General features: G+C 46.7%; 15 protein-coding genes. 11 read left to right on the top strand and 4 right to left on the bottom strand.

Features of this window, described 5'->3' with window-relative positions:
* Window positions 1–96: 96 nt before the first annotated feature.
* Both KOE27_RS17390 and KOE27_RS17385 read right to left on the bottom strand, forming a co-directional pair.
* Window positions 97–1,371 (bottom strand): Gfo/Idh/MocA family oxidoreductase, encoded by a 1,275-nt coding sequence (locus tag KOE27_RS17390; RefSeq protein WP_215240104.1) that lies wholly within the window; start codon window positions 1,369–1,371, stop codon window positions 97–99.
* A 160-nt stretch (window positions 1,372–1,531) separates the two neighbouring features.
* Complete coding sequence (locus KOE27_RS17385) at window positions 1,532–3,091, bottom strand: acyl-CoA carboxylase subunit beta (protein WP_215240103.1); 1,560 nt, start codon at window positions 3,089–3,091, stop codon at window positions 1,532–1,534.
* Between the two features lie 88 nt (window positions 3,092–3,179).
* Here KOE27_RS17385 and porQ point away from each other — a divergent pair, with 88 nt between their 5' ends.
* Window positions 3,180–4,226: a type IX secretion system protein PorQ gene (gene porQ / locus KOE27_RS17380; protein WP_215240102.1), complete on the top strand. Its 1,047-nt coding sequence runs from the start codon at window positions 3,180–3,182 to the stop codon at window positions 4,224–4,226.
* 118 nt (window positions 4,227–4,344) lie between these two features.
* On the opposite strand, the gene KOE27_RS17375 is transcribed toward porQ, so the two are convergent.
* Both KOE27_RS17375 and KOE27_RS17370 read right to left on the bottom strand, forming a co-directional pair.
* Complete coding sequence (locus tag KOE27_RS17375; RefSeq protein WP_229252812.1) at window positions 4,345–4,962, bottom strand: HEAT repeat domain-containing protein; 618 nt, start codon at window positions 4,960–4,962, stop codon at window positions 4,345–4,347.
* Window positions 4,963–4,990: 28 nt separating this feature from the next.
* Window positions 4,991–5,383: an MmcQ/YjbR family DNA-binding protein gene (locus tag KOE27_RS17370; protein ID WP_229252811.1), complete on the bottom strand. Its 393-nt coding sequence runs from the start codon at window positions 5,381–5,383 to the stop codon at window positions 4,991–4,993.
* Between the two features lie 295 nt (window positions 5,384–5,678).
* Between KOE27_RS17370 and clpB the strand changes: the two genes are divergently transcribed.
* The 10 genes from clpB to KOE27_RS17320 all read left to right on the top strand — a co-directional run bounded on the left by clpB (window position 5,679) and on the right by KOE27_RS17320 (window position 23,097).
* Window positions 5,679–8,282, top strand: a complete 2,604-nt coding sequence (clpB, locus tag KOE27_RS17365; protein ID WP_215240101.1) for an ATP-dependent chaperone ClpB — start codon at window positions 5,679–5,681, stop codon at window positions 8,280–8,282.
* Window positions 8,283–8,474: 192 nt separating this feature from the next.
* Entirely contained in the window at window positions 8,475–9,032 is a 558-nt protein-coding gene (locus tag KOE27_RS17360; protein WP_215240100.1) for a type 1 glutamine amidotransferase domain-containing protein, read from the top strand.
* A 168-nt stretch (window positions 9,033–9,200) separates the two neighbouring features.
* Window positions 9,201–10,697 (top strand): ATP-binding cassette domain-containing protein, encoded by a 1,497-nt coding sequence (locus KOE27_RS17355; protein ID WP_215240099.1) that lies wholly within the window; start codon window positions 9,201–9,203, stop codon window positions 10,695–10,697.
* An 87-nt stretch (window positions 10,698–10,784) separates the two neighbouring features.
* Complete coding sequence (locus KOE27_RS17350; protein ID WP_215240098.1) at window positions 10,785–12,083, top strand: T9SS type A sorting domain-containing protein; 1,299 nt, start codon at window positions 10,785–10,787, stop codon at window positions 12,081–12,083.
* A gap of 189 nt (window positions 12,084–12,272) precedes the next feature.
* On the top strand, window positions 12,273–12,881 hold the full coding sequence (locus KOE27_RS17345; RefSeq protein WP_215240097.1) for an RNA polymerase sigma factor: 609 nt from the start codon (window positions 12,273–12,275) through the stop codon (window positions 12,879–12,881).
* A 105-nt stretch (window positions 12,882–12,986) separates the two neighbouring features.
* Window positions 12,987–14,102 (top strand): FecR family protein, encoded by a 1,116-nt coding sequence (locus KOE27_RS17340; protein ID WP_215240096.1) that lies wholly within the window; start codon window positions 12,987–12,989, stop codon window positions 14,100–14,102.
* A gap of 195 nt (window positions 14,103–14,297) precedes the next feature.
* On the top strand, window positions 14,298–17,636 hold the full coding sequence (locus KOE27_RS17335) for a TonB-dependent receptor (protein ID WP_215240095.1): 3,339 nt from the start codon (window positions 14,298–14,300) through the stop codon (window positions 17,634–17,636).
* A 21-nt stretch (window positions 17,637–17,657) separates the two neighbouring features.
* Window positions 17,658–19,331 (top strand): RagB/SusD family nutrient uptake outer membrane protein, encoded by a 1,674-nt coding sequence (locus KOE27_RS17330; RefSeq protein WP_215240094.1) that lies wholly within the window; start codon window positions 17,658–17,660, stop codon window positions 19,329–19,331.
* A gap of 66 nt (window positions 19,332–19,397) precedes the next feature.
* On the top strand, window positions 19,398–21,446 hold the full coding sequence (locus tag KOE27_RS17325) for an FAD-dependent oxidoreductase (protein WP_215240093.1): 2,049 nt from the start codon (window positions 19,398–19,400) through the stop codon (window positions 21,444–21,446).
* A gap of 13 nt (window positions 21,447–21,459) precedes the next feature.
* Window positions 21,460–23,097, top strand: coding sequence for an FAD-dependent oxidoreductase (locus KOE27_RS17320; RefSeq protein WP_215240092.1), 1,638 nt, complete (start codon window positions 21,460–21,462; stop codon window positions 23,095–23,097).
* The last annotated feature ends 11 nt before the right edge of the window (window positions 23,098–23,108 follow it).

Below are 23,108 nucleotides of genomic sequence, written 5' to 3'. Positions count from 1 at the left end.
TAAGCTCTTTACGATTAACTCAGATAATTAAAAAGTAAAACAAACGTCATACGGGCAAGCCGGTTTATTCCCCGCCTGCTGCATACGCTCCTGAACTTATATGGTCCAGGGGCCGCGCATCGGCTGATTGATAAGCCTGTTGGCACCTTCGTCATCAATAAATTCTTGCTTTTCAGGGTCAAATTTTAACGAGCGACCCAGGCGGAGTGCGGCGAGCCCCATGTTAACGATGGTACAGGAGCGGTGTCCGTTTTCTTCATTAAGCGCAAATTTCTTACGATTTTTAACAGCATCCACGAAATCTGTTACCTGTGGTTCGGGATCGGGGAAAGCAGCAAGTTTCTTTTCAAGGTTTGGAATATCCGAACGGAAGCCCGGGTAAAGCTTGCCTTTCGGGCCTTCTATGTAGGCAACGTTCTCGTCTTTTGCTTCACCATCCAGTACGATCTGGCAGCCATCCGCATAAGTATAAGTAATTCGTCTCCAGGTGCCTACTGCTTCCGTATGTTGCTGCGGAGCATCTATTTCAACACTAACGGGGCTGGTGTCGTCCTTTCCAAGGAAATATTGAATAGGGTCAATATAGTGCTGTCCCATATCTCCAAGTCCGCCGCCATCATAATCCCAGTATCCACGGAACGTCTCATGGACGCGATGGGCGCTATAGGGCTTATACGGTGCCGGTCCGAGCCACATGTCATAGTCCAGTTCCGGGGGGACGGTTTCCGGCGCATTATTGGTTTTTCCAACCCAGTAGAACTTCCAGTCGAAACCTGTGTGACGGCTTACCGTGACTTTCAGTGGCCATCCCAGCAAGCCACTTTGAACGAGTTTTTTGATGGGTTTTACAGTTGTTTTCATTCCATAGAAATTGTCCTGAAAACGGAACCAGGTATTGAGACGGAAAATCCTGCCGTGCTGCTGTACTGCTTCGAGTAATCTTTTGCCTTCGCCGATGGTACGGGTCATCGGTTTTTCACACCAAACGTCCTTGCCCGCGCGGGCAGCATCTGCTGCTATGATCCCGTGCCAGTGCGGAGGCGTAGCAACGTGCACAATGTCCACCTCGGGAAGCTGTATCAGTTCGCGGTAGTCTCCAAACGTTTTAGCGCCCGTACCAACCATGTCGGCAGCTCTTTTTAGGTGAGATCTGTCTACATCGCAAAGTGCCACCACCTTGGTACCTGCCAACGGAATATGCCCTCTCCCCATGCTGCCTAATCCTACGATTCCTTTTGTAAGGGTATCACTCGGTGCAAGGAAGCCTTTGCCTAAAACGTGGCGTGGAACAATTGAAAATGTGGCCAGCGTGGCAAGAGAGCCTTTGATAAATTTCCTCCTGGACGCCGAGGTGTCTATCTTTTCTGTCATTGGAAAATATATTGGTTTAGGATAGTAAAAATTTTAATAAAATATCCCTGAAATTATCACAATATTTAGAATGTACCAACGTCTGGCGTTTTGGCTTATTGATAATTATGATATTCCTTGAATTTGATCTATGAAATCCCGCCACATTGCTATCTGACAATTAAAGCGGAATATTACCATGTTTTTTTCTGGGAAGCTGTGCCACCTTATTTTCCAGCATTTCAAAAGCGCTGATGAGCTTCTCCCTGGTCTGTTCCGGATAGATCACCTCGTCGATATACCCGCGGTGTGCAGCTTTGAAAGGATTGGCAAATTTATGGGTGTACTCTTCTATCTTCTCTTTCAGTTTCTCCCCGGGGTTTTCGGCTTCTGCAATTTCCCGTTTGAATATTATTTCGGCTGCACCGCTTGCGCCCATGACTGCAATTTCTGCCGTTGGCCAGGCGTAATTCAGGTCTGCCCCAATATGCTTGGAGTTCATGACATCATAGGCGCCGCCATACGCCTTCCGGGTGATGACCGTCACACGGGGAACTGTGGCTTCACAAAAAGCGTATAACAGCTTGGCTCCGTTGGTGATGATCCCGTTCCATTCCTGATCGGTCCCGGGCAGAAATCCCGGAACATCTTCCAGTACCAGCAGCGGAACATTAAAACAGTCGCAGAAACGGACAAAACGTGCAGCTTTCTGGCTTGCATGAATGTCAAGAACCCCCGCCAGCACGGCAGGCTGGTTTGCTACAATACCAATGCTTCGCCCTGCGATTCGGGCAAAACCTACCACGATGTTTTCTGCAAAATTCTGATGTACCTCAAAAAACGTATCGGTGTCAGTAATTTCGGTGATGATATCCCGCATGTCGTACGGTTGATTTGGATTGTCGGGTATAAGTACCTCCAGCTTTGGCCGTAATTCCCTGCCGGGCTGGTACGAGAGCCTGGGCGCATCGTCCTCACAATTCTGGGGGATATAACTCAGTAGCTTTTTAATAGCCAGTAGGCACTCCACTTCGTTGGGTGAAACAAAGTGGGTCACACCCGACTTTGTGGCGTGCGTCATGGCACCACCGAGTCCTTCCGAAGTTACTTCCTCATGGGTAACGGTTTTCACGACATTGGGCCCGGTTACAAACATGTAACTGGTATTTTCAACCATCAGGATAAAATCGGTGATGGCCGGGGAATAAACAGCTCCGCCGGCGCAGGGCCCGAGTACCGCAGAGATTTGAGGGATAACCCCTGAGGCGAGTGTGTTTTTATAGAATATATCGGCATAACCGGCCAGAGATAAAACGCCTTCCTGAATGCGCGCACCACCCGAGTCATTCAGGCCTATGACCGGCGCTCCGTTTTTCATGGCAAGATCCATGATTTTGCAAATTTTTTCGGCATGGGTTTCCGACAGAGACCCGCCGAAAACCGTGAAATCCTGAGCAAAAATATAGGTTAATCTTCCGTTGATCTTTCCATACCCCGTTACGACACCATCACCCAGGTAATGTTCCTTATCCAGCCCGAAATCTTTGCTGCGGTGTAACACAAACCGGCCAATTTCGTGAAAGGATCCCTGGTCCAGCAAAATCGATATCCTTTCTCTGGCCGTCAGTTTTCCCTTTTGATGCTGTGCTTTAATGCGTTTTTCTCCACCGCCAAGATCGGCTTCGGCATTTTTTCTATCCAGTAATTCTTTTTTTGAGCTTGCGGCAGATTTCGATTCCATGAATTAAGACTATATGGTTACTTTTGCTTCCGATCGGGTTATAAATATAGTGTCATTTTCAGGATAAAATATTCTTTTTAGGAGAGGTATGCGGCAGATCAGGCGGAGTCTTTTTGTATTAACGGGGTTTGTGGGCCTTTTTCCGTTTCTGTCCATGGGGCAGATCGCCGGTGGGAGAAGTACCCTTAACTTCCTGCAGCTTCCCTCGCAATCCTTCAACACCGCTTTAGGCGCTAATCAGGTAACATCCAATGGGAGTGATCCAGCCCTGTATATTCAGAATCCTGCGCTGCTGGATACCGTCCAAACAGACCGGGTTTCGCTCAACCTGATGCCTTATCTGGCGGATACTAAATTTGTTAATCTGGCTTATGCCCGCCAGTTAAAAAGGACGGGAGGAATATGGTCGGCTGGGCTTCAGTATCTGAACTACGGTACGATGGCTGAAACGGACGATATCGGGAATGTGATTGGGGAGTTTCGGGCTGCGGATTACAGTATTTCGGCAGGGTACGGGCACCAGCTTGGCGCATTTACGATAGGCGGGGCGGTCAAATTTGTAGGTGCTGCTGTTGAAGCATACCAGGTTTGGGGGCTGGCAACAGACTGGGGAGCGAGTTTTAAACATCCCGAAGAGGATTTTACAGCCGGTTTTGTGGTGAAGAATATAGGTTTTCTGCGGCGGAATTATTCAGGTGGAGAGGAGCCGGTTTTGCCACTTGATGTCCGCGCCGGTGTTACTTTCAAACCTAAGTATATGCCTTTAAGGTTTTCTTTTTCGGTACATCATCTCAATAAATTCGATATGGTGTACAATGATCCGGCACTTTTTTATACTTACGATGCCGATGGCAATAAAATATCCAGAAAGGTTGGTTGGGCCGAGAAAGCAGGGAGGCATCTTTCACTGGGTGCAGAGGTATTGATCCATCCACAGTTCAGGTTGCTGCTAGGATACGATCATCTCAGAAGGCAGGAGCTGAGGCTTGTAAACAAAGGTGCCCTGGCCGGTTTTTCTTTCGGGGCCTGGTTACGGATCAAGCGGTTCGAGGTCGGGTACGGCCGGGCTCAGTATACCCCCGGCTTTGGAAGCAGCTCCTTGTCTCTGGTAATGGATTTAAGGAAACGGAGGTAATCTCGCACCGTCTGACTTTTCTTAAAGTCAGGAGAGAGAATTACTTGTATGGTTCGGTTAAGCTGGCTCTGAGTACATGGCGATGCGGTCTTTCAGGAGGATTAATCCAGACGCTCGATTATATGATGACCAACTTATGTGTAAAAGAGATACGCCTATCGGAAAGATCCCAGCCAGATGTTTCCTGATTGATTAAATCAGGGAATTTTTTGCTGATATCTCTGAGTGAATTCCCTACGGATTTCCGTACATACTCACTGGCATCTGCTTTGTGTTGGCTAATCAAATATACGGCAACCTCAGGATGCTGTTTGAAAAATGGCCGGCTGGTCCAGATTCTCAATCCTTCAATGACAGCACGTACCACATTTGGATTGTCACTTTCAAGCCAGCTTTGTAACGTCGGAAGAGCTTCTTCGTATCCGGTTATCCTGGCGTATTCATCGATAGCCTTGGCAAGCATTTCCTGTACCCGCCAGTTCGGGTCTTTTGAGACAGTGTCTTTTAAGATGCTCAGTGCTGCCGGGTTTTCTGGAGATAATACCCCCAGCATATAGGTGCCCAGCATCCGGCCCTGATAACTTTCATCTTCAATAAGCTGCCGGGCAAGGTCAAAATGATGCGTCCCGGGTTCTTTCAGAAGCAGGCTTCCGGCGTCATTAATGTGTTTGAAGCCGTGTTCAATGGATTTCAGCTGAACCAGAATATCTGATATATCTTTCAGGTTTCCAGGCATTTATAAATTAGGTTATGGGTGAACTCATTTATTCGGCGTCTGGCCTTACCAGCAACGCCAACTTTTCGGGCGCCACTGCACAATAGGCACAAGTGAGTAGTTCCAAAAAGACATTTTCCTGAACTTTATCAAGAGAAACGAGTGTCCAGCCTTGTTTCCCCCATTTGTTGGGTACCGGAAAGATAATCAGTTTGTCCGAAAGGCAAAATAAGTCTTGGTCCCGTTCCGATAGTTTCACACAGGCCTGGTTTTCTTTGTCGTTGTAGGTAGCAAATATTTTCTTCTTTATCCTGAAAGAAGTTTTTTCAAAATGAGGCTCTTCCGTTGCTTCCGGGAAGCTGAGCGCAATCTGCCTGAAAATGCTTATATCCACCATATTTACAAAGGAAATTATTTTCGGCCGACCAACTGCCCGTAACATGTTTCTGGAAAAGGTTTGAAGGCAATGATACAATATTTCTGCAAATGAAGAACGAAACGACGGATATTCTTTCAACGTGTCTGGGCGACAATCTCGTTGTGGACAATGGAGACAGAAACGTTTTCGGATAGCAGTATAATTTTTGGAAAAACTGCCTGAAGTTTTGGCTGCTGATCAGGACTTTTTGGCATTAAATTTTATTAAATTCAAACCGGATCAGTCATAATTTCCGGTTTTTAGGCCGGGTACATGATTTTTGAACATCCTGATACTGTCAACGAACCACATAAACGATATGAATTTTAACCAATATACCATCAAGGCGCAGGAGGTGATCCAGCATGCTGCGCAAATGGCACAGGGCAATCAGCAGCAGGCCATTGAAACGGGCCATGTGCTGAAATCCATACTGGAAGAGGACCCTAATACTGCGCAGTTTTTATTGAATAAGCTGAACATCAGTGCTGACGTTTTGACGAGCCGACTTGAAAAAGTGATAGACGCTTATCCAAGGGTAAGTGGAGGGCAGCCTTATTTGGGGAATGACCTCGCAGCAGCCACGGGTAAAGCACAATCGTTTCTTAAAGAATTTGGTGATGAGTTTGTAAGTATAGAACTTATACTCCTGGGTATATTGAGCGGAAAGGATGCCGCGGCTTCGCTCATGAAGGAAGTGGGATTTAACGAAAAGGCATTGATTAGTGCCATTAAAGAACTTAGAGGAAAAAACAACCCTGTGAAAGATCAAAATGCAGAGGCTAAATACCGCTCACTAGAGCGCTATAGCAAAAATTTGAATGAGCTGGCAAAGGCCGGCAAGATTGACCCGGTGATCGGAAGGGACGAGGAAATCAGGCGTGTACTACAGATCCTCAGCCGGAGGACTAAAAACAATCCGATTCTTTTGGGAGAACCTGGTGTCGGTAAAACGGCCATTGTGGAAGGCCTTGCGCAGCGGATTGTACAGGGAGATGTACCCGAAAACCTCAAAACCAAAATTATTGTCTCCCTGGATATGGGGCTGCTCATTGCGGGAGCTAAATACAAAGGAGAGTTTGAGGAAAGATTGAAAGCGGTTATCAAGGAAGTGACCGATTCCGATGGGGAACTGATCCTGTTCATTGATGAAATCCATACCCTGATCGGCGCCGGTGGCGGTGGTGAAAGTGCTATGGACGCTGCCAATTTACTCAAACCGGCACTGGCCCGCGGAGAGTTACACGCCATTGGTGCAACCACGCTGAAGGAGTATCAGAAATACATGGAAAAGGATAAAGCGCTGGAGCGTCGTTTTCAGGCGGTGATGGTAGACGAGCCTACTGTACCCGACGCGATCAGTATCCTGCGGGGTATCAAGGAAAAATACGAGCTCCACCATGGCGTGCGTATCCAGGACGATGCCGTCATTGCGGCCGTAGAACTTTCCAACCGTTATATCAGTGATCGTTTCCTGCCCGACAAGGCAATTGACCTCATGGATGAAGCGGCTTCAAAGCTTCGTTTGGAAATGGACAGTGTCCCCGAAGAACTGGATGAACTGAACCGGCGTATCATGCAGCTGGAAATTGAGAGAGAGGCTATTCGCCGGGAAAATAATAAAGACAAGGAAACGGTTCTGAACAAGGAGATTGCAGATCTCAGCGAAAGCCGGAACACTTTAAAAGCACAATGGGAAAATGAAAAAGGGAAGGTAAATGAAGTGCGTACCCTTAAAGAGCAGACGGAACAGCTAAGGCTCGAGGCCGAACAGGCGGAGCGTGCCGGTGATTTCGGAAAAGTTGCCGAAATACGCTACGGACGTATACCGGAAGTGCAGGCAAAACTTCAGGAACTGCAAAAGGCAGAAGGAGAAGCGAGCCTGATGCAGGAAGAAATCACGCCGGAGGATATTGCGGAGGTGGTAGCCAAATGGACGGGTATCCCGGTGAGCAAAATGCTTCAGAGCGACAGGGAGAAACTCTTACAGCTGGAAGGGCATCTGCATCAGCGTGTAGCTGGGCAGAATGAAGCGATTGAGGTGGTATCCGATGCGGTGCGCAGAAGCCGGGCCGGGTTGCAGGATGCAAAAAAACCGATCGGAAGTTTTCTGTTCCTGGGACCTACAGGTGTTGGTAAAACCGAACTGGCCAAAACACTTGCAGAGTATCTGTTCAACGATGAAAACTCAATGGTGCGTATTGATATGAGCGAATACCAGGAGCGTCATGCAGTAAGCCGTCTGGTGGGAGCACCTCCGGGATATGTGGGTTATGATGAAGGCGGGCAGCTTACCGAAGCCGTGCGCAGAAAACCGTACAGCGTCATTCTGCTGGATGAAATTGAAAAAGCGCATCCCGATGTTTGGAATATATTACTGCAGGTACTGGATGAAGGACGGCTGACGGATAATAAAGGACGTGTGGCAAATTTCAAAAACACGATTATCATCATGACGTCTAACATTGGAAGCCACATCATTCAGGAGAAATTTGCGGAGGATGAAGGCTGGAATCATACTTTGGTTGTGGAGGAAACCAAGCAGGCCGTCCTGGATTTGCTGAAAGCTTCGGTGAGGCCCGAGTTCCTTAACAGGATCGATGAGATCGTTCTGTTTGAACCGCTCACCTTGAGAAACATCCGTAAAATTGTGGATATCCAGTTCAAAGGGATTCAGAAACTTTTGCAGGAGCAAGGAATTACATTGGACGCAACGGATGAAGCACTCACCAAGCTGGGCGAAGACGGATTTGATCCCGCGTTTGGAGCGCGGCCACTGAAAAGGGTTTTGCAGCGTAAGATACTCAATGAGTTATCGAAAGGTATACTCAGCGGACACGTGGCGAAGGATTCTGTTATCATGATGGAGATCAACAGCAACGGTGACCTCATTTTTGAGAACGTAGGAAATGTAGAGATATAACAGGCAATGAGGTTCAGTAGGAGAGCTGGTCAGGAACGACCAGCTCTTTTTTTATCATTTTCATTCCCGGATTTTTAAGGAATTCCAGATCGGTCAGTATGGATGCATTGTGACAGCCTTTAATAAGGCTAGTATGATTTTTGTATGAAAAATTATAAATAATCTTTACTCTCAACGCTTGATATTATTGATATGGAACAGTCGTCTGGTATCTTCAAAATTGCAATCCTGGTCGCAGATGGTTTCGAACAGGTTGAACTCACTTGCCCGGTAAAGGTTTTAAGCCAGACGGGGGCAACTATTCATGTAATCTCCCCTCATAAAGATGCTGTTAAAAGCTGGAATAAGGTTGACTGGGGTGAAACACATCGTGTAGATGTGCCGCTAGCAATGGCCCGCCCGGACTATTACGACGCGCTGTTACTGCCAGGAGGTATGATGAGTACTGATGCTTTGAGAACGAATAGAATCGCTGTGGACTTTGTCAGGCATTTTTTTGAAGCCGGGAAGCCGGTAGCAGCTATTTGCCACGGACCGCAAATACTCATTGATGCTGACGTGGTTATTGGCCGGATGCTTACTTCCAATGCCTCTATCAGGCTCGATCTGGAAAACGCCGGGGCTATATGGCTGGATGGCGAAGTGGTTGTGAACAACGGCTTAATTACCAGCAGAACAACCGACGATCTGCCCGCGTTCACCAGGCAGATCATGAAAGAATTTAATCTGGAGGTGCTTCCATCCGCATGACAGTTGGGATTTTTTAGCTATTCTTTAAAAGTTAAACGAAAGCATTCACAATCGTGTAATTATTCCAAAGTAGCCATGACTGGGTAAAAAGGCGCCTTTAAACGGGTGCTTTTTCTTTTGACTTCTGCATAAACTTCCAATCTTTGCCTGCTCAACAGTTCAGCGCTTATGTCCTTTGTATCTTTTCAAAACGTATTTGTCCGTAAGTATGATTCGATTGTCTTGTCTGATCTAACCTGGAATATAGAGGATGGTGAAAACTGGGCAATTGTAGGCCCGACAGGCTCAGGTAAAACCACTTTACTGGAAACATTGGTGGGAAAATGGCCGGTTTGGAAAGGTAAAATTGCGTATGGTTGGGGAACGGCTTTAAGGGAAACTGTTGAACTGGTTGCCAATGACTATTCCTTCAACCGGATCGTGAGCGCAGGTGCGGAGTATTATCAGCAACGTTTTCATGCCTATGAGGCCGAGCGTGCCCCCAGCGTGCGTGCAATCCTGACAGACCAGCTGAAACCCGTTGGTACTATTGATGAAAATTCCGTGACACTGGCTCCATCCAAAGTAGACCCAGCCTCGCTTGAACGGGTAAGTGAATTACTTTCGATTACCCATCTGCTGGATCATCCGTTTGTTACCCTCTCCAATGGGGAAACCCGCAGGATGTTGTTGGCCAAATCGCTCTTGAAAAGACCAAAACTGCTTTTACTGGATAATGCCTTTGCAGGTCTGGATGTCCATAGCCGGGAGGTGTTGCGCGAGGCTTTGCAAAAACTTACAAAGGAAGGCGTTCGTGTGGTAATGGCCACCACCGCTACGGAAATACCGGATTGTATCACAAATGTGCTGGAAATCACGAAGGGGACCGTCAGTCATGTTTATACGGCGGAAAAATATAAAGCAATTGCCCAAGGGACAGAACACCTGCCTCAGCCGGATTTGGTAAAACTGAAGGATTTTGGAGCCCCTGCTCATTCCGATTTTGAATACGCGGTCGACCTGCGGAATATCACGGTTAAATACGGGGAGGATGTTGTGCTCCATGATGTAAGCTGGAAAATCAGTAAAGGAGAAAAGTGGGCGCTTGCAGGGGCCAATGGCTCAGGAAAATCTACCTTATTGAGCATTATTACTGCGGATAATCCCCAGCGTTTTGCAAATGATTTTGATCTGTTTGACAAAAAACGGGGCGGTGCAGGTGCTTCCATCTGGGATATCAAGCAAAAAATCGGCCATGTTTCGCCTGAGTTACACCTATACTTTCCGAGGAATACCGCTGTTTTCAAAACCATCGCTTCTGGCTTTTTCGATGCTACCGGTGTTTTTTTTAAAAAGCTGAATGATGATCAGATCACCAGGGTACATGAAGTGGCTGAGCTTCTCCACGTTCAGGAGCTGATCGGAAAGGACTTTTCACAGTTGTCAAAGGGGCAGCAGAGAATGGTACTTCTGGCAAGGGCGTTGGTCAAAAATCCCCCATTGCTGTTGCTGGATGAACCCTGCCAGGGACTGGATACGCCGTCCATCGAATATTTCAAATCTGTGGTAGATACCATTTGTGCCTCCGATCAGCGCACGCTGATTTATGTTTCTCATTATCCTCATGAAATCCCCGATTGCGTAACCCATTTTTTTAGACTGGAAAAGGGAAAAGCAGTGGTGTAATCCCGCTTATAGCCTGTTTCATTTGTTTTGTTACTTTTTGTCTTGGATTCGTCTAACGATGACACTTCACAACAGACAAATAAAATCATGGCTATTTATAAAATGCAGGTGCTTTGGCTCCTGTTTTCTACTGTGGTCCTGCATGACTCTTCCGCTCAGATCACCTATTTTGATCAGGATTTTAATGGTGGCGGCCCTTACACCAATCCCAGTCCGGATGTTGGGCAGTTTACAGATTTAATAGAGACGGTACCCAGTGCTTCCTTTGCGAAGTTTGAAAATGGAAGTATGGATATGATCCGAACGCTTTCCAGTGGCGGCGGTTCAGTAAGGGTATTGCGAACCGTGCCATTTTCGCCCAATCCTGAAACCTTATATATTCAGATTTACATGACGGTAAAGGACATCTTAGTATCCGGTAACCCTGCCATGTATTTTTATATAGGAGAAAACTTCAGCAGGTCAACTTTCCCGAGTAATAACTCTTTATTTTCCCGGCCATCCATCACACTTAATGAATCGTCATTTATTGTTCGTGACATCAAAACCAATAGCAACAGCAGCAATATTGCACTCAATACGCCTGTACTGATTACCTGGGTATTAAATAACTCGAATTCTTCCACAGTATATAAAATGCCCGAATCAGCTGCGGTAGCCAATCATTCGATCGGCTCCCGAAAGTATGATTTATGGATGAACGATGAAAAAGTTGTTTCCGGAGGAGACTCCTACGACAGTTATTCTCCCAATAAGCTATCAAACTTTGAAATCCGTTTTTACCAGGGTGTCGGTACGATTTCGATTGATAAAATCCTGATCCGTGATATTGATGGCGTGCTCCCGGTTCATTTTAAGTCTTTTGAGGCTAAACTGGTAAATGATCAGGTAGATCTTTTCTGGGAAACGGAGCTGGAGCAGGAGGTGAGTCATTACATGGTAGAGCGCAGTACAGACAACATCAATTTTACAAAGATTGGGGAGTTGCCCGCCGCCGGAAACCTGTCCGGTTATACTTACGCATACCGGGATGAGTATCCCTACCAGGGTAATTCTTACTATCGCATCAGTGAGAGGGACCGCTTAGGTAAAGCAGGTATCACAAGTAACAGCAAGGATATTATTTATTATGATGCGGGGCATAAAGCATTTGTTTATCCCAACCCAAGCCGGGACGGGGTGGTTCACCTGAAAGGGCTGCATAAGAATTTTAAGGATTACAGGTTCTCCAACCTGTTGGGGCAGGAGATACCGCATCAAGGCAGAAAACTGTCTGATTATGAAATGGATATATATCCGGTTGTGCCGCTCCGGTCAGGCCTTTACTTTATCAGTTATCACAAAGGAATAGAGACCGAAACCATTAAAATAGTAGTGTCCGAATGAATCGGCCGGTAAAGCCGGACTGCGCTGAAAAGCTGGGGGAGCTTTATTTATTTCAGATAAATAATTAGTTGTCAGTCGTTTAGAATTAGTTTAATTGTGATTTTGACAAGATATAATTTAAATTTATTTGGTATATTGTCTTGTGATTCCTGAAGATTTTATGTTATTTGACGGTTTGTTTTATTGATTATGAACCAGTCAACTCACTCATCAGAAACTCCGGACACCGAACTCCTCTGGCAACGCTTTCTGAATAGTGATGTAGAAGCGTTCGAGCTCCTGATGAATTCCTACTTCCGGGATCTCTTTCATTACGGAAGCAAATTTTCCAAAAATCAGGAGTTTGTAAAGGATTCTATTCAGGACCTGTTTCTGACTTTATGGGAAAGGCGATCCAATCTCAGTACTAATATTGCCGTCAAAGCCTACCTTATGGCTTCCCTCAGGCGGATGATGCACCGCAGTACCCTGGTACAGAACCGTCTGCACGGAGAATCTGCTGACGCCACGGATGAGATATTTGATGTTGAATTTTCGGTAGAACAAAAATATATTGAATCCGAGTCGACTCATCTGCGATCGCTCCGCATCAGGCAGTCACTGGAAGAACTTCCTAAAAGACAAAAGGAAGTCATATATCTCAAATATTTCCAGGAAATGGACCGCACCCAGATCTCCGAGATCATGGGGGTTTCGCCGCAAACCGTTTCCAATTTACTGCAGATAGCACTCGGCCAGCTCAAAAAGCATTTTAAAGTCGAGTTGTTAACACTTTTTCTTCCCTACTTTTTTATCTGACGAGTCATTCGTTCGCATTTTTATATTATTTGAAAAAATAATTCAAAAATTATTGGTATCCCGTTCAGCAAAATGTCTATCGTTAGTTGAATGCTTTCATAATTTATGAATAAATATAAAAATTACAGGATAGAGGATTTCGTTTGGGATACCAGTTACCGGCTCTGGATATTATCTCCCACCAGAGAGAGTAACCTCGTTTGGGAAAGGTGGATAGAAGAGAACCCGGGCATGTCCGAAACGCTCCTGGCAGCGAAAGATATTATCCTTTCCCTGAAGGTATCAGAGCCAGAGATATCGGATGAAGCCATCAGGCAATCTGTTCAGGCGGTTGTGGGTCAGGTCAATGCGGAAACAAAAGAAATTGCTTTCGAACCCCGGTTCTCACAGCTCCATTTCTGGCTTCGGGTAGCGGCTTCCGTCACGCTGATTTGCTCGCTGGTATGGTTTGGTAACCGGTTTTACGGGAAGAAACCAAAAACTGAAGTTGCTGCTGTAGTTAAAAAAGATCCTCTACCTGCCCCGGCTTTTGTTGAAAAAGTGAATGAAAGGAAATCGACGATCAGGATTAATCTGGAAGACGGCAGTGTGGTAACACTGAAAAAAGGAGGAAAACTGAGATATGAAAAACATTTTGCGAAGGACAGACGGGAGGTATATCTCACAGGCGGGGCTTTTTTTGAAGTAGCCAAAGATCCTGACCGTCCTTTTCTGGTCTATGCCAGTGAGCTGGTAACAAAGGTTTTGGGCACCAGTTTTTCCATTGAGGCAAACGAGGGTTCTGATAATATTACTGTGGAGGTGAAAACAGGGCGGGTATCTGTTTTTGCCAAGTCTGACCCTGAGGTGAAGCAAAAGGCCACCAACCGGGAGCTAAGCGGGGTGGTACTCACACCCAACCAGAAAATTACCTACAACCGCGGCGAGGTGAGGCTGGTGAAATCTCTTGTCGAAAACCCGGAAGTTATTCTTCCCAAAAGCAAATCTACTCAATTTGAATTTGAGGAAACACCCGCCAGTGAGGTATTTGCTGCGATCGGTAAGGCTTATGGTATCGATATTCTTTACGACGAAGAGTTGCTGAAAGACTGTCCGTTGAACGCCACTCTTGATACGCAGACGCTCCACGAAAAGCTTACCATTATATGCAAAGCGGTGGAATCACGATACGAGATTCTGGATGGGCAGATCGTGATCTACAGCAAGGGCTGCCGGAATTAATCATGTTATTCAATAAATATAAACCTTAAACTCATATAAACTGATCCAGGAAAAAACAATACATACAAAAAAGAGCCGGTAATGTTCCCGCATTACCGACTCCGAGAATTTATCCCAATTGGTTGTCGCCATTATCTCCTCAGGAGACAGGGATCGTTTTGCCAATTTTTGACCTTAAACAAAACAATCAAATCTATGAAAAAACCTTTAAAATACCGAGAGGTATTACAGTGGACGATGCGAATAACAGCAACTCAACTTATGTTTGCCCTTCTTTTTATAGGGACAGGTTATGCGCGTGAAGGCAGTGCGCAGTCGCTGCTTGGTAAAAAAATCTCCATTGTTGCCAATGGAAGCGAAGTAAAGAAAGTACTCTCTCAGCTAGAAAAGCAGGTGGAGGTGCGTTTCGTTTTTAGCTCCAAATTAATTAAATCAACCCGGAAAGTTACGATATTAGCTGAGGAAAAGCCGTTGTATGAGGTATTGGACCAAATACTCACGCCACTCGGGCTGCAGTATGAAGTGTCGGGGAAGATCATCATATTGAAACGGTCGGACATTTTGCCGGACATACCTCTCCCTTCTGGTCAAGCCCCCAAAAAGAGTGTCTCCGGAAAAGTGCTGGATGAGACCAATTCAGGGATACCGGGTGTAAGTGTTGTTTTAAAAGGCACCCAAACCGGTACCACAACCGACAATGAAGGCTTCTTTCAATTGCAGCTTCCTACAGAGGCAGGCAGTGAAGCAGTACTGGTATTCAGTTTTGTAGGTTACAAAACCCAGGAGATGGCTATTGGCGGGCAGACCGTATTTACGGTTAATCTTGCACCGGAAAATAAAATGCTTTCGGAGGTAGTGGTAGTAGGGTATGGTGTTCAGAAAAAGGTAAATCTTACAGGTTCTGTTTCGGTAGTGACAGCGGATGAACTGGCGAAACGCCCGGTGGGACAAACCTCATCAGCGCTTCAGGGGATGGTGCCTGGACTTACCGTAACGCAGCGGTCGGGGCAGCCCGGGCGGGATGGCGGTAATCTTCGTATACGTGGCGTAGGCACCACCGGCGATTCCAACCCACTGGTGATTGTGGATGGGGTGGAATCCAATATCAATAACATCGATCCCAATGAAATTGAAAGTATCTCGGTACTTAAGGACGCCTCTTCAGCAGCTATCTACGGATCCAGGGCGGCCAATGGCGTAATCTTGATTACGACCAAACGCGGGGGAAATGAAAAAGGGCTCAGTGTCAATTACAATATGTATGCAGGCTGGCAAACGCCGACCGATTCTCCTGACAATGTGAACGGGCTGGATCACATGAACCTGATCAACGAAGCCTATACCAATACAGGCCGTAGCCCGCTGTATTCGCAACAGCTCATTCAGGATTATATTACAAAGGGGCCTTCCGACAGGGATCAGTACCCGGATACGGACTGGCAGAAACTGACTATGAAAAACAGCGGTTTCATGCAGAGCCACTATATCGGAATGAACGGAGGGAATGACAAGGTAAGGGTTTTGGGATCGTTCAGTTACCTGAATCAGGATGGTATTATTCCCAATACCGGATTTAAACGTTACAATCTCCGGATCAATACGGATGCTAAACTGAGTGATAAATTCAGTACCTCTATGGATATCTTCCTGCGCCGGACCGATTTAACGGAACCTTCTTCAGGAACAGGATATATTTTTCACTGGATGAGGCGTATCCCTGCCAACCAGGCCGGGGTTTTGTCAACAGGGCAATATGGAGAAGGATGGAACGGAGACCATCCGCTGGCAAGGGCAAAAGACGGCGGGATCAATCAGGAATCTTCGCTGAGCTCAATCATTAACCTCAACCTTAAATATACGCCAACCAAATGGCTGACGGCTAATTTGATTTACGCGCCAAAATTCAATCTGCCCAACAACAAATCGTTTTCGAATATTGTACAGACCTACCGTTGGGACGGCTCTCCAAGTTATGCAGTACCTGCACGTAATTCACTCACCGAAAGTTTCTCGAGAGAATGGTATAATAACATCAGGGCAACAGTGGCCATTGATAAAAAGATTGCGGGGGACCATCAGCTGAATGTATTGGCGGGTTTCCAGCAGGAAAATCAGAGAAACAATTGGATATCAGCATATAGAGAAGTCTTTATTCTGCCGGATTATCAACAAATCAATTCGGGGAACCGGGAAAATGAAAGAACAGGCGGGTCGGCGGAACACTGGGCGCTGCAGTCGTTTTTTGGCCGCGTGAATTATAACTATAAAGAAAAATACCTTTTTGAAGCTAATGCGCGTTACGACGGTTCGTCTCGGTTCGCGGCAGGGAATAAATATGCCATATTTCCTTCTTTTTCGGCGGGGTGGAGAATTATTCAGGAGCCTTTCATGACCAGCCTGTCTGATGTCGTAACGGACCTTAAACTGAGGGCTTCATGGGGTAAGCTGGGTAATCAGAATATTGGGCTCTATCCTTTTGCGGCTTTTGTGGGTATTGGTAATAGTAACTATGTGTTTGATAACAAGAATGTTACCGGAGCTTCCCTGAACGAGATGGCTAACTCAAATATCCGGTGGGAGTCCACCACGGTTTCCAATATTGGAGTTGATCTTACCCTTTGGTCCAAATTCAATTTAACGGCAGAATATTACCAGCGCAGGACAAATGATATCCTGCTGCGGCTGGACATCCCAACGATGATCGGCCTTACGGCTCCTTACCAAAATGCCGGAGTGGTGGATAACAAAGGCTGGGATTTGTCGATGGGCTATCGCGACCGTGTAGGTGCTTTTAACTACAATGTAACCGTGAATGTCTCAGATGTAAAAAACAAGGTAATTGATATGCGCGGAGTATTAAGGACCGACAGGCAGGTTAATAATGAAGGGTATGCTGTAAGCTCTTTTTACGGGTACGTCGCAGAAGGTTTTTTCCAGACAGCCGAAGAAGTGAAGAACCACGCCAAGCAGTTTGGTAACGTGGCTCCCGGAGATATCAAATACAAAGACCTGAACGAAGACGGTATCATCAACAACCTGGACCAGCAGGTGATCGGCAGCCCTATTCCACGGTATACCTACAGTACCAATGTTGACCTGAGCTACAAAGGGATTGACCTTTCCATATTCCTTCAGGGGGTGGGGAAAGTGGATAACTACCTGACGGGGCACGGTATCATGCCTTTCTTTGAAGGAAGTACCATGCAGGAGAGCCAAAAGGATAGCTGGAGGCCGGACAATACCGACGCCGCTTTTCCCAGACTGGCCTTTAATGAAAGTAACAATATTCAGAATTCATCCTTCTGGCTTAAAAACGGATCCTATTTACGGGTCAAGAATATTCAGCTGGGTTACAATTTTCCCCAGTCTCTGCTGAAAAACAAAATTCAGCGTCTGCGGATTTACGCCGGAGGGCAGAACCTTTTCACATTTGATAAATTCTGGCCGGGTTTTGACGTGGAAGCACCCGTTGGAAATGTAGGCTGGTACCCGCAGATGAAGGTGTATACCGTTGGACTGGACGTAAGATTTTAAATTGACTAAACCATTAGTAAGATGAAATTCATAAAACATATACTTATTGTAACCTGCTGCCTGGCGGGCTTTTCCTGTCAGGATTATCTGGAAAGATTTCCCCTGGACAATCCTTCTGACGAAACCTTTCTCAGAACAGAGGCCGAACTTGAACTAGCCGTAACGGGCGCTTACAATACGCTCTGGTATGGCGGCAGCGGAGATGTAGCCGGGCCGTTTTTTCCAATGCTTGAAGCGGCTTCGGACATAGGCTGGGACCGGAATACCAGTGCATTGCAGAACCTGGGATTGGGCATTGCCAATGCAGACAATGCCTGGGTATCCAGTTACTGGGCTGCGTTTTACCGTGGGATTGGACGATGCAATTATATCCTTTCCAAGTCGGAACCGCTGGCGGCAAAAATGCAGGAAGCCAAGTATAACCGGCTGATGGGGGAAGTAAGGTTTTTAAGAGCCTACTATTATTTCTTTCTGAACGAAATGTACGGCGGTGTTCCTTTGCTGACAAAACCTCTCACCCTGGCCGAAGCACAGCTTCCGCGGAATACCAAGGCCGAGGTTTCCGATTTCATCCTGGCCGAGCTGGATGCCGTGGTACCCTCTTTGCTGGCAGAAACCAACACTACCAACAAAGGACGCGTAAACAAGGGCGCTGCGCTGGCACTTAAATCTCGAACGGCCCTTTACAATGGTAAGTGGGAAATAGCTGCCAAAGCAGCGGAAGATCTGATGAAGCTGGGAACCTATTCTCTGCATCCCAGCTTTCCGGAATTGTTTCAGTATGCCGGGCAGAACTCAAAGGAGATTATTTTTACCGTCCAGTACTTAAAAGGTACCACGGTACATTCGCTGCCCCGTTTCTTTTATTCGCGTATCGCATTGGGGCATTCCAACAAAATACCGGTTCAGGCATTGGTCGATTCTTACGAATGTACTGATGGGCTCTCTATTGATAAATCACCTTTGTTTGATCCGAAAAAGCCGTTTGCCAACCGTGACCCCCGTCTGTCGCACACGGTGGTGTTGCCCCAGACCCGTTTCATAAACTACATGTTCGAAACCCATCCGGACAGTCTGATGACATGGGATTACACCACAACACCTGCCCGCAGGGTGCAGAATGTGGAGGCCACACATGCTTATGCTACCTTCTCGGGTTACCTGTGGCGTAAGTATGCCGATGTTGCTGATTTTCCAGATATCAACAACAGCGACCTGGACGTGATCCTGTTCAGGTATGCCGAAGTACTGCTCAATTATGCTGAGGCAAAAATAGAACTTAACCAACTGGATGCTTCCGTATACGAGGCCATTAATGCGGTGAGGGGAAGGGCCACTGTTAAAATGCCTCCTATTACAGCCGGAAAAACCCAGGCTGAACTGCGGTCGATCATCAGAAAGGAAAGAAAATATGAATTTGCAGGAGAAGGTCTGCGGTTGTTCGATGTTCACCGGTGGAACATTGGGGAAGATGCCATGAAAGGTCCGCTGAGAGGGAGAATCCGTAATGCCTTTTTGTCAAACGCGCCAAGAATAGACGAGAACGGTACCCCTCACTACGAAAATGTGACGAATGCAGCACAGATGAGAGTAATTGAAATTCGTACCTATAATAAGGACCGCGATAATTTCTGGCCAATCCCGCGCCTTGAAAGAGAGGTAAATCCTACCTTGACCCAAAATCCTAATTATTAAAATACACTGCACAGGTAAAATTCAGAATGATTCTGCCTGTGCAGTACTTGCATCCCTTTGGCCAAAATGAAACATAAATTAATATTCCTGACCCTTATCTTTTTATCTTTTTCATGCCCGTCTGTTTTCGCAGAAAAAGATACAGAAGTAGATATTTGCATTTACGGCGGAACTTCGTCGGGTATTATTGCGGCCTATACGGCCAAAAAATTGGGGAAGTCTGTTATTGTTATTGAGCCCGGCAATTACCTGGGCGGACTTACAACCGGTGGGCTCGGGGCAACGGATATCGGTAATAAATATGCCGTGACGGGGCTGGCAAACGACTTCTACCGGCGGATCGGAGCCTATTATGGCAAGTTTGAGCAATGGACGTTTGAACCGCATGTGGCTGACCAGGTATACGCCGACCTGATTAAAGAAGCCGGTCTGACAATTGTAAAAAATTACAGGCTGAACAGCTTAAAAAAGGATGAGGGCCGAATAAAGGAGATCATTGTTGAAAATGCTGATAAACCTTCCAAATCGAGTAATCGTGCCATTCGGGCTAAAATGTTTATTGACTGTACCTATGAAGGGGACCTTATGGCCCTTGCAGGGGTTTCCTATACCATTGGCCGGGAAAGTAACAGCCAGTATGGAGAAACCTATAACGGGGTGCAGCTCTCGGATTTCCATCAGTTACCCGACGGAATTGACCCTTACAAAATAGAGGGGAATGCCAAAAGCGGCCTGGTTTGGGGTGTTGCTCCTGGCCAGATGCAGGCTACTGGAAGTGGTGATCGGAAAATCCAGGCTTATAATTTCAGATTGTGCCTCACGCAGGACAAGCAAAACCTGATTCCATTTGCAAAACCGGCCAACTATGACCGCGAACGTTACGAACTGCTGAGCCGGATTCTGAAAAAGGAAAACTGGACCACCATTCACAGCAGTGCCAAAGTGAATACTCTGCCGGACGGCACAAAATCGGTTGACCATAAAGGAGGGTTCCTGATCAAAAATATGCCCAACGGTAAAACTGACTTTAATAATTTCGGGGGCTTTTCTACAGATATGATCGGCGCTAACTATGATTATCCTGAAGGGAATTATGAAACTAGGAAAAGGATATGGAAGGAACATGAAAATTACACAAAAGGACTTTTATATTTTCTGAGCCACGACGAGGCAGTACCGGCACACATCCGTGCCGAAATGAAAACATGGGGTTTCCCCAAAGACGAATTCAAAGATCTGGGCGGATTCTCCAATCAGCTGTATGTCCGTGAAGCGAGGCGTATGGTAAGTGAAGTAGTGATGACCCAAAAGCATTGTGATGGGGTAGAAGTTGTCAACGACGAAATCGGGATGGCTGCTTATCAGATGGATTCGCACAACTGCCAGCGGCTGGTGGTCAACGGCATGGTTAAAAATGAGGGTGATGTTGAGAAGGGAGTGAAACATCCGTTTCCGATTTCTTACCGTTCCATTGTTCCCCGGTCACAGGAATGTAAAAATCTGCTCGTACCGGTCTGTTTGTCCGCCTCACATATTGCCTTTGGTTCTATCAGGATGGAGCCCGTGTTTATGGTACTCGGGCAGTCTGCCGCCACGGCGGCCTCCGAAGCGATCAATTCAGGGAAGGATGTGCAGCAGGTGGATGTGAGCAAACTGCAGAAAATATTACGCAGTGATCCTCTGGTCAACGGCAAGGCGCCCGAGATTCTGGTAGATAATGATGATGCAAACAGGGTGAGCGTCAGCGGCTCGTGGAATAAAAACGGCGGAGGTTATGGGCGCAACGTACTGGTATCATCCCTTCCGACAGAAAAAGAAAAGGTTCGCTATACGCCGGACCTGCCACAGGCCGGGCAGTATGAACTTTATGTCTATTTCCCCCATTCGGAAAAAGGCTCAACAAAAACATCCTTTCTGATTCATACGGGTACGGAAAAAATTGAAAAGACTATGTCTGCCGCGGATATTAAGAAAATTGGCCTGCCCTCAGGAGAATGGGCTTCATTGGGCAGATACCGCCTGGAATCCGGTAAAACATCTTTTGTGGAGATATCCGGTAAGGGTGCAGACGGTTCTATTTCAGCCGATGCGATCATTTGGAAACCGGTGAACTAAATACGTCTCAATCATGAAATGTAGCCGATTTTTATATCTGGTATTCATTTTGCTCCTGCAAGTCTCAAGCCTGCAGGCTGATCATCGGAATATCCAGGGGAATGTTAATCAGCCGGAGTATGACCTGGTGGTATATGGAGCCACCGCCTCAGGGATTATTGCAGGTATTACGGCTGCGCGGGAAGGTGCAAAAGTGATCATCATTGAACCCGGGAAGTTTATCGGCGGGGTGGTAACCGGTGGGTTGTCAAAAACAGACATCGGGAATCAGGCGACCATAGGCGGTATTACCCGGGAATTTTTCACAAGGGCCAGCCAGCATTATAATGGGAAATATATGTGGATAGCCGAACCCCATATCAATTCAAAGATTTTTGAAGAAATGCTGGCAGAAGTGAAGATTGACGTGATCCGACAGGAAAAAATCAGATCAGTAAACAAAAAGGATGGCCGGATAACGGGCTTCACCACCCTTTCAGGTAAGCGTTATCAGGGCAAAATGTTTATTGATGCAACTTATGAAGGAGACTTGATGGCTGCTGCCAAAGTTTCGTATGTCGTCGGGAGGGAAAGTAAGGGTACCTATCAGGAAGAGTATGCCGGGTTTTATCCGGATGTGATCAGGAATCTTACCAACGATGTAATGCTGGAAGGGTATCCCGGAGTGGGAGGAGAAGGGCCGGGGTTTGTCCATGGTACCCCGACAAAAATTTCGGGTTTGCATAAGGACGGTACGCTGGTGGACGGTGTTACCAGGTCCGCCGCCATCCCCGGTTCGGGCGACAACCTTACCCAGTCGTATACATTCCGCCTGGCGGTAACGAACAACAAGGACAATCTGCTGCCGTGGCCGAAGCCTGCGCAATATGACCCCCGGAAGTACGAATTACTACTCCGTCTGGTACAGGCTTATCCGGGTATTCCGTTCGTGAGGCTGGTGAACCTCAGCCAGATCGCCAATGATAAATATGATCTCAACGCGCAAGGTTTTTTTTCCACTGATTATGTCGGCGGAAATACGGATTATCCCGACGGGGATTATGACACCAGAGACAGGATCTGGCAGGACCACGAGGATTATGTGAAAGGATTTTTCTGGTTTCTGGCACATGATGAAAGGATTCCCGCAAAGCTCGGTGCAGAAACCCGGGCATGGGGCCTGTGCAAGGATGAATTCGTGGATAACCATAACTGGCCCTATCAGCTCTATGTGCGGGAAGCACGGCGCATGGTAGGAGAATATGTGATGAACCAGATGGATTGCCAGGAAAATATCCTGAAAAAGGATGTGATCGCGATGGGTTCCTTCATTATGGATTCACACATTGTTCAGCGGATTATCCAGCCGGATGGTTCCGCTCTGGTAGAAGGGGCGTGGGACGTCCTGGCCAGGGCGTATAAAATTCCTTACCGCAGTATTATACCTAAAAGGCAGGATTGTCTCAATCTATTGGTTCCTGTATGCATGTCGGCTTCACATGTAGCTTACGGGTCGATCCGGATGGAACCCGTCTACATGATGATGGGACAGGCGGCGGGACTGGCTGCTGTACATGCCAATCAGGAAAAGGCCGCTGTTCAGGACGTTGACGTCAATAAGCTACAGGAAAAACTTAAGGCGCAGAAACAAATTCTGTCATTGGTAAAATGAGTACTTCCGGC

This window comes from Dyadobacter sp. CECT 9275 (assembly GCF_907164905.1).
Lineage (GTDB): Bacteria > Bacteroidota > Bacteroidia > Cytophagales > Spirosomataceae > Dyadobacter > Dyadobacter helix.
Note: the sequence above shows the minus strand (reverse complement) of the source record. Positions and strands in the feature narration are given on the sequence as shown.

Coding starts and splice junctions, on each gene's coding strand:
- KOE27_RS17360 (WP_215240100.1), top strand. CDS start 8,475: ATGGAACAGTCGTCTGGTATCTTCAAAATTGCAATCCTGGTCGCAGAT.
- KOE27_RS17390 (WP_215240104.1), bottom strand. CDS start 1,371: ATGACAGAAAAGATAGACACCTCGGCGTCCAGGAGGAAATTTATCAAA.
- KOE27_RS17330 (WP_215240094.1), top strand. CDS start 17,658: ATGAAATTCATAAAACATATACTTATTGTAACCTGCTGCCTGGCGGGC.
- KOE27_RS17385 (WP_215240103.1), bottom strand. CDS start 3,091: ATGGAATCGAAATCTGCCGCAAGCTCAAAAAAAGAATTACTGGATAGA.
- clpB (WP_215240101.1), top strand. CDS start 5,679: ATGAATTTTAACCAATATACCATCAAGGCGCAGGAGGTGATCCAGCAT.
- KOE27_RS17375 (WP_229252812.1), bottom strand. CDS start 4,962: ATGCCTGGAAACCTGAAAGATATATCAGATATTCTGGTTCAGCTGAAA.
- KOE27_RS17370 (WP_229252811.1), bottom strand. CDS start 5,383: ATGTTACGGGCAGTTGGTCGGCCGAAAATAATTTCCTTTGTAAATATG.
- porQ (WP_215240102.1), top strand. CDS start 3,180: ATGCGGCAGATCAGGCGGAGTCTTTTTGTATTAACGGGGTTTGTGGGC.
- KOE27_RS17350 (WP_215240098.1), top strand. CDS start 10,785: ATGGCTATTTATAAAATGCAGGTGCTTTGGCTCCTGTTTTCTACTGTG.
- KOE27_RS17355 (WP_215240099.1), top strand. CDS start 9,201: ATGTCCTTTGTATCTTTTCAAAACGTATTTGTCCGTAAGTATGATTCG.
- KOE27_RS17320 (WP_215240092.1), top strand. CDS start 21,460: ATGAAATGTAGCCGATTTTTATATCTGGTATTCATTTTGCTCCTGCAA.
- KOE27_RS17340 (WP_215240096.1), top strand. CDS start 12,987: ATGAATAAATATAAAAATTACAGGATAGAGGATTTCGTTTGGGATACC.
- KOE27_RS17335 (WP_215240095.1), top strand. CDS start 14,298: ATGAAAAAACCTTTAAAATACCGAGAGGTATTACAGTGGACGATGCGA.
- KOE27_RS17325 (WP_215240093.1), top strand. CDS start 19,398: ATGAAACATAAATTAATATTCCTGACCCTTATCTTTTTATCTTTTTCA.
- KOE27_RS17345 (WP_215240097.1), top strand. CDS start 12,273: ATGAACCAGTCAACTCACTCATCAGAAACTCCGGACACCGAACTCCTC.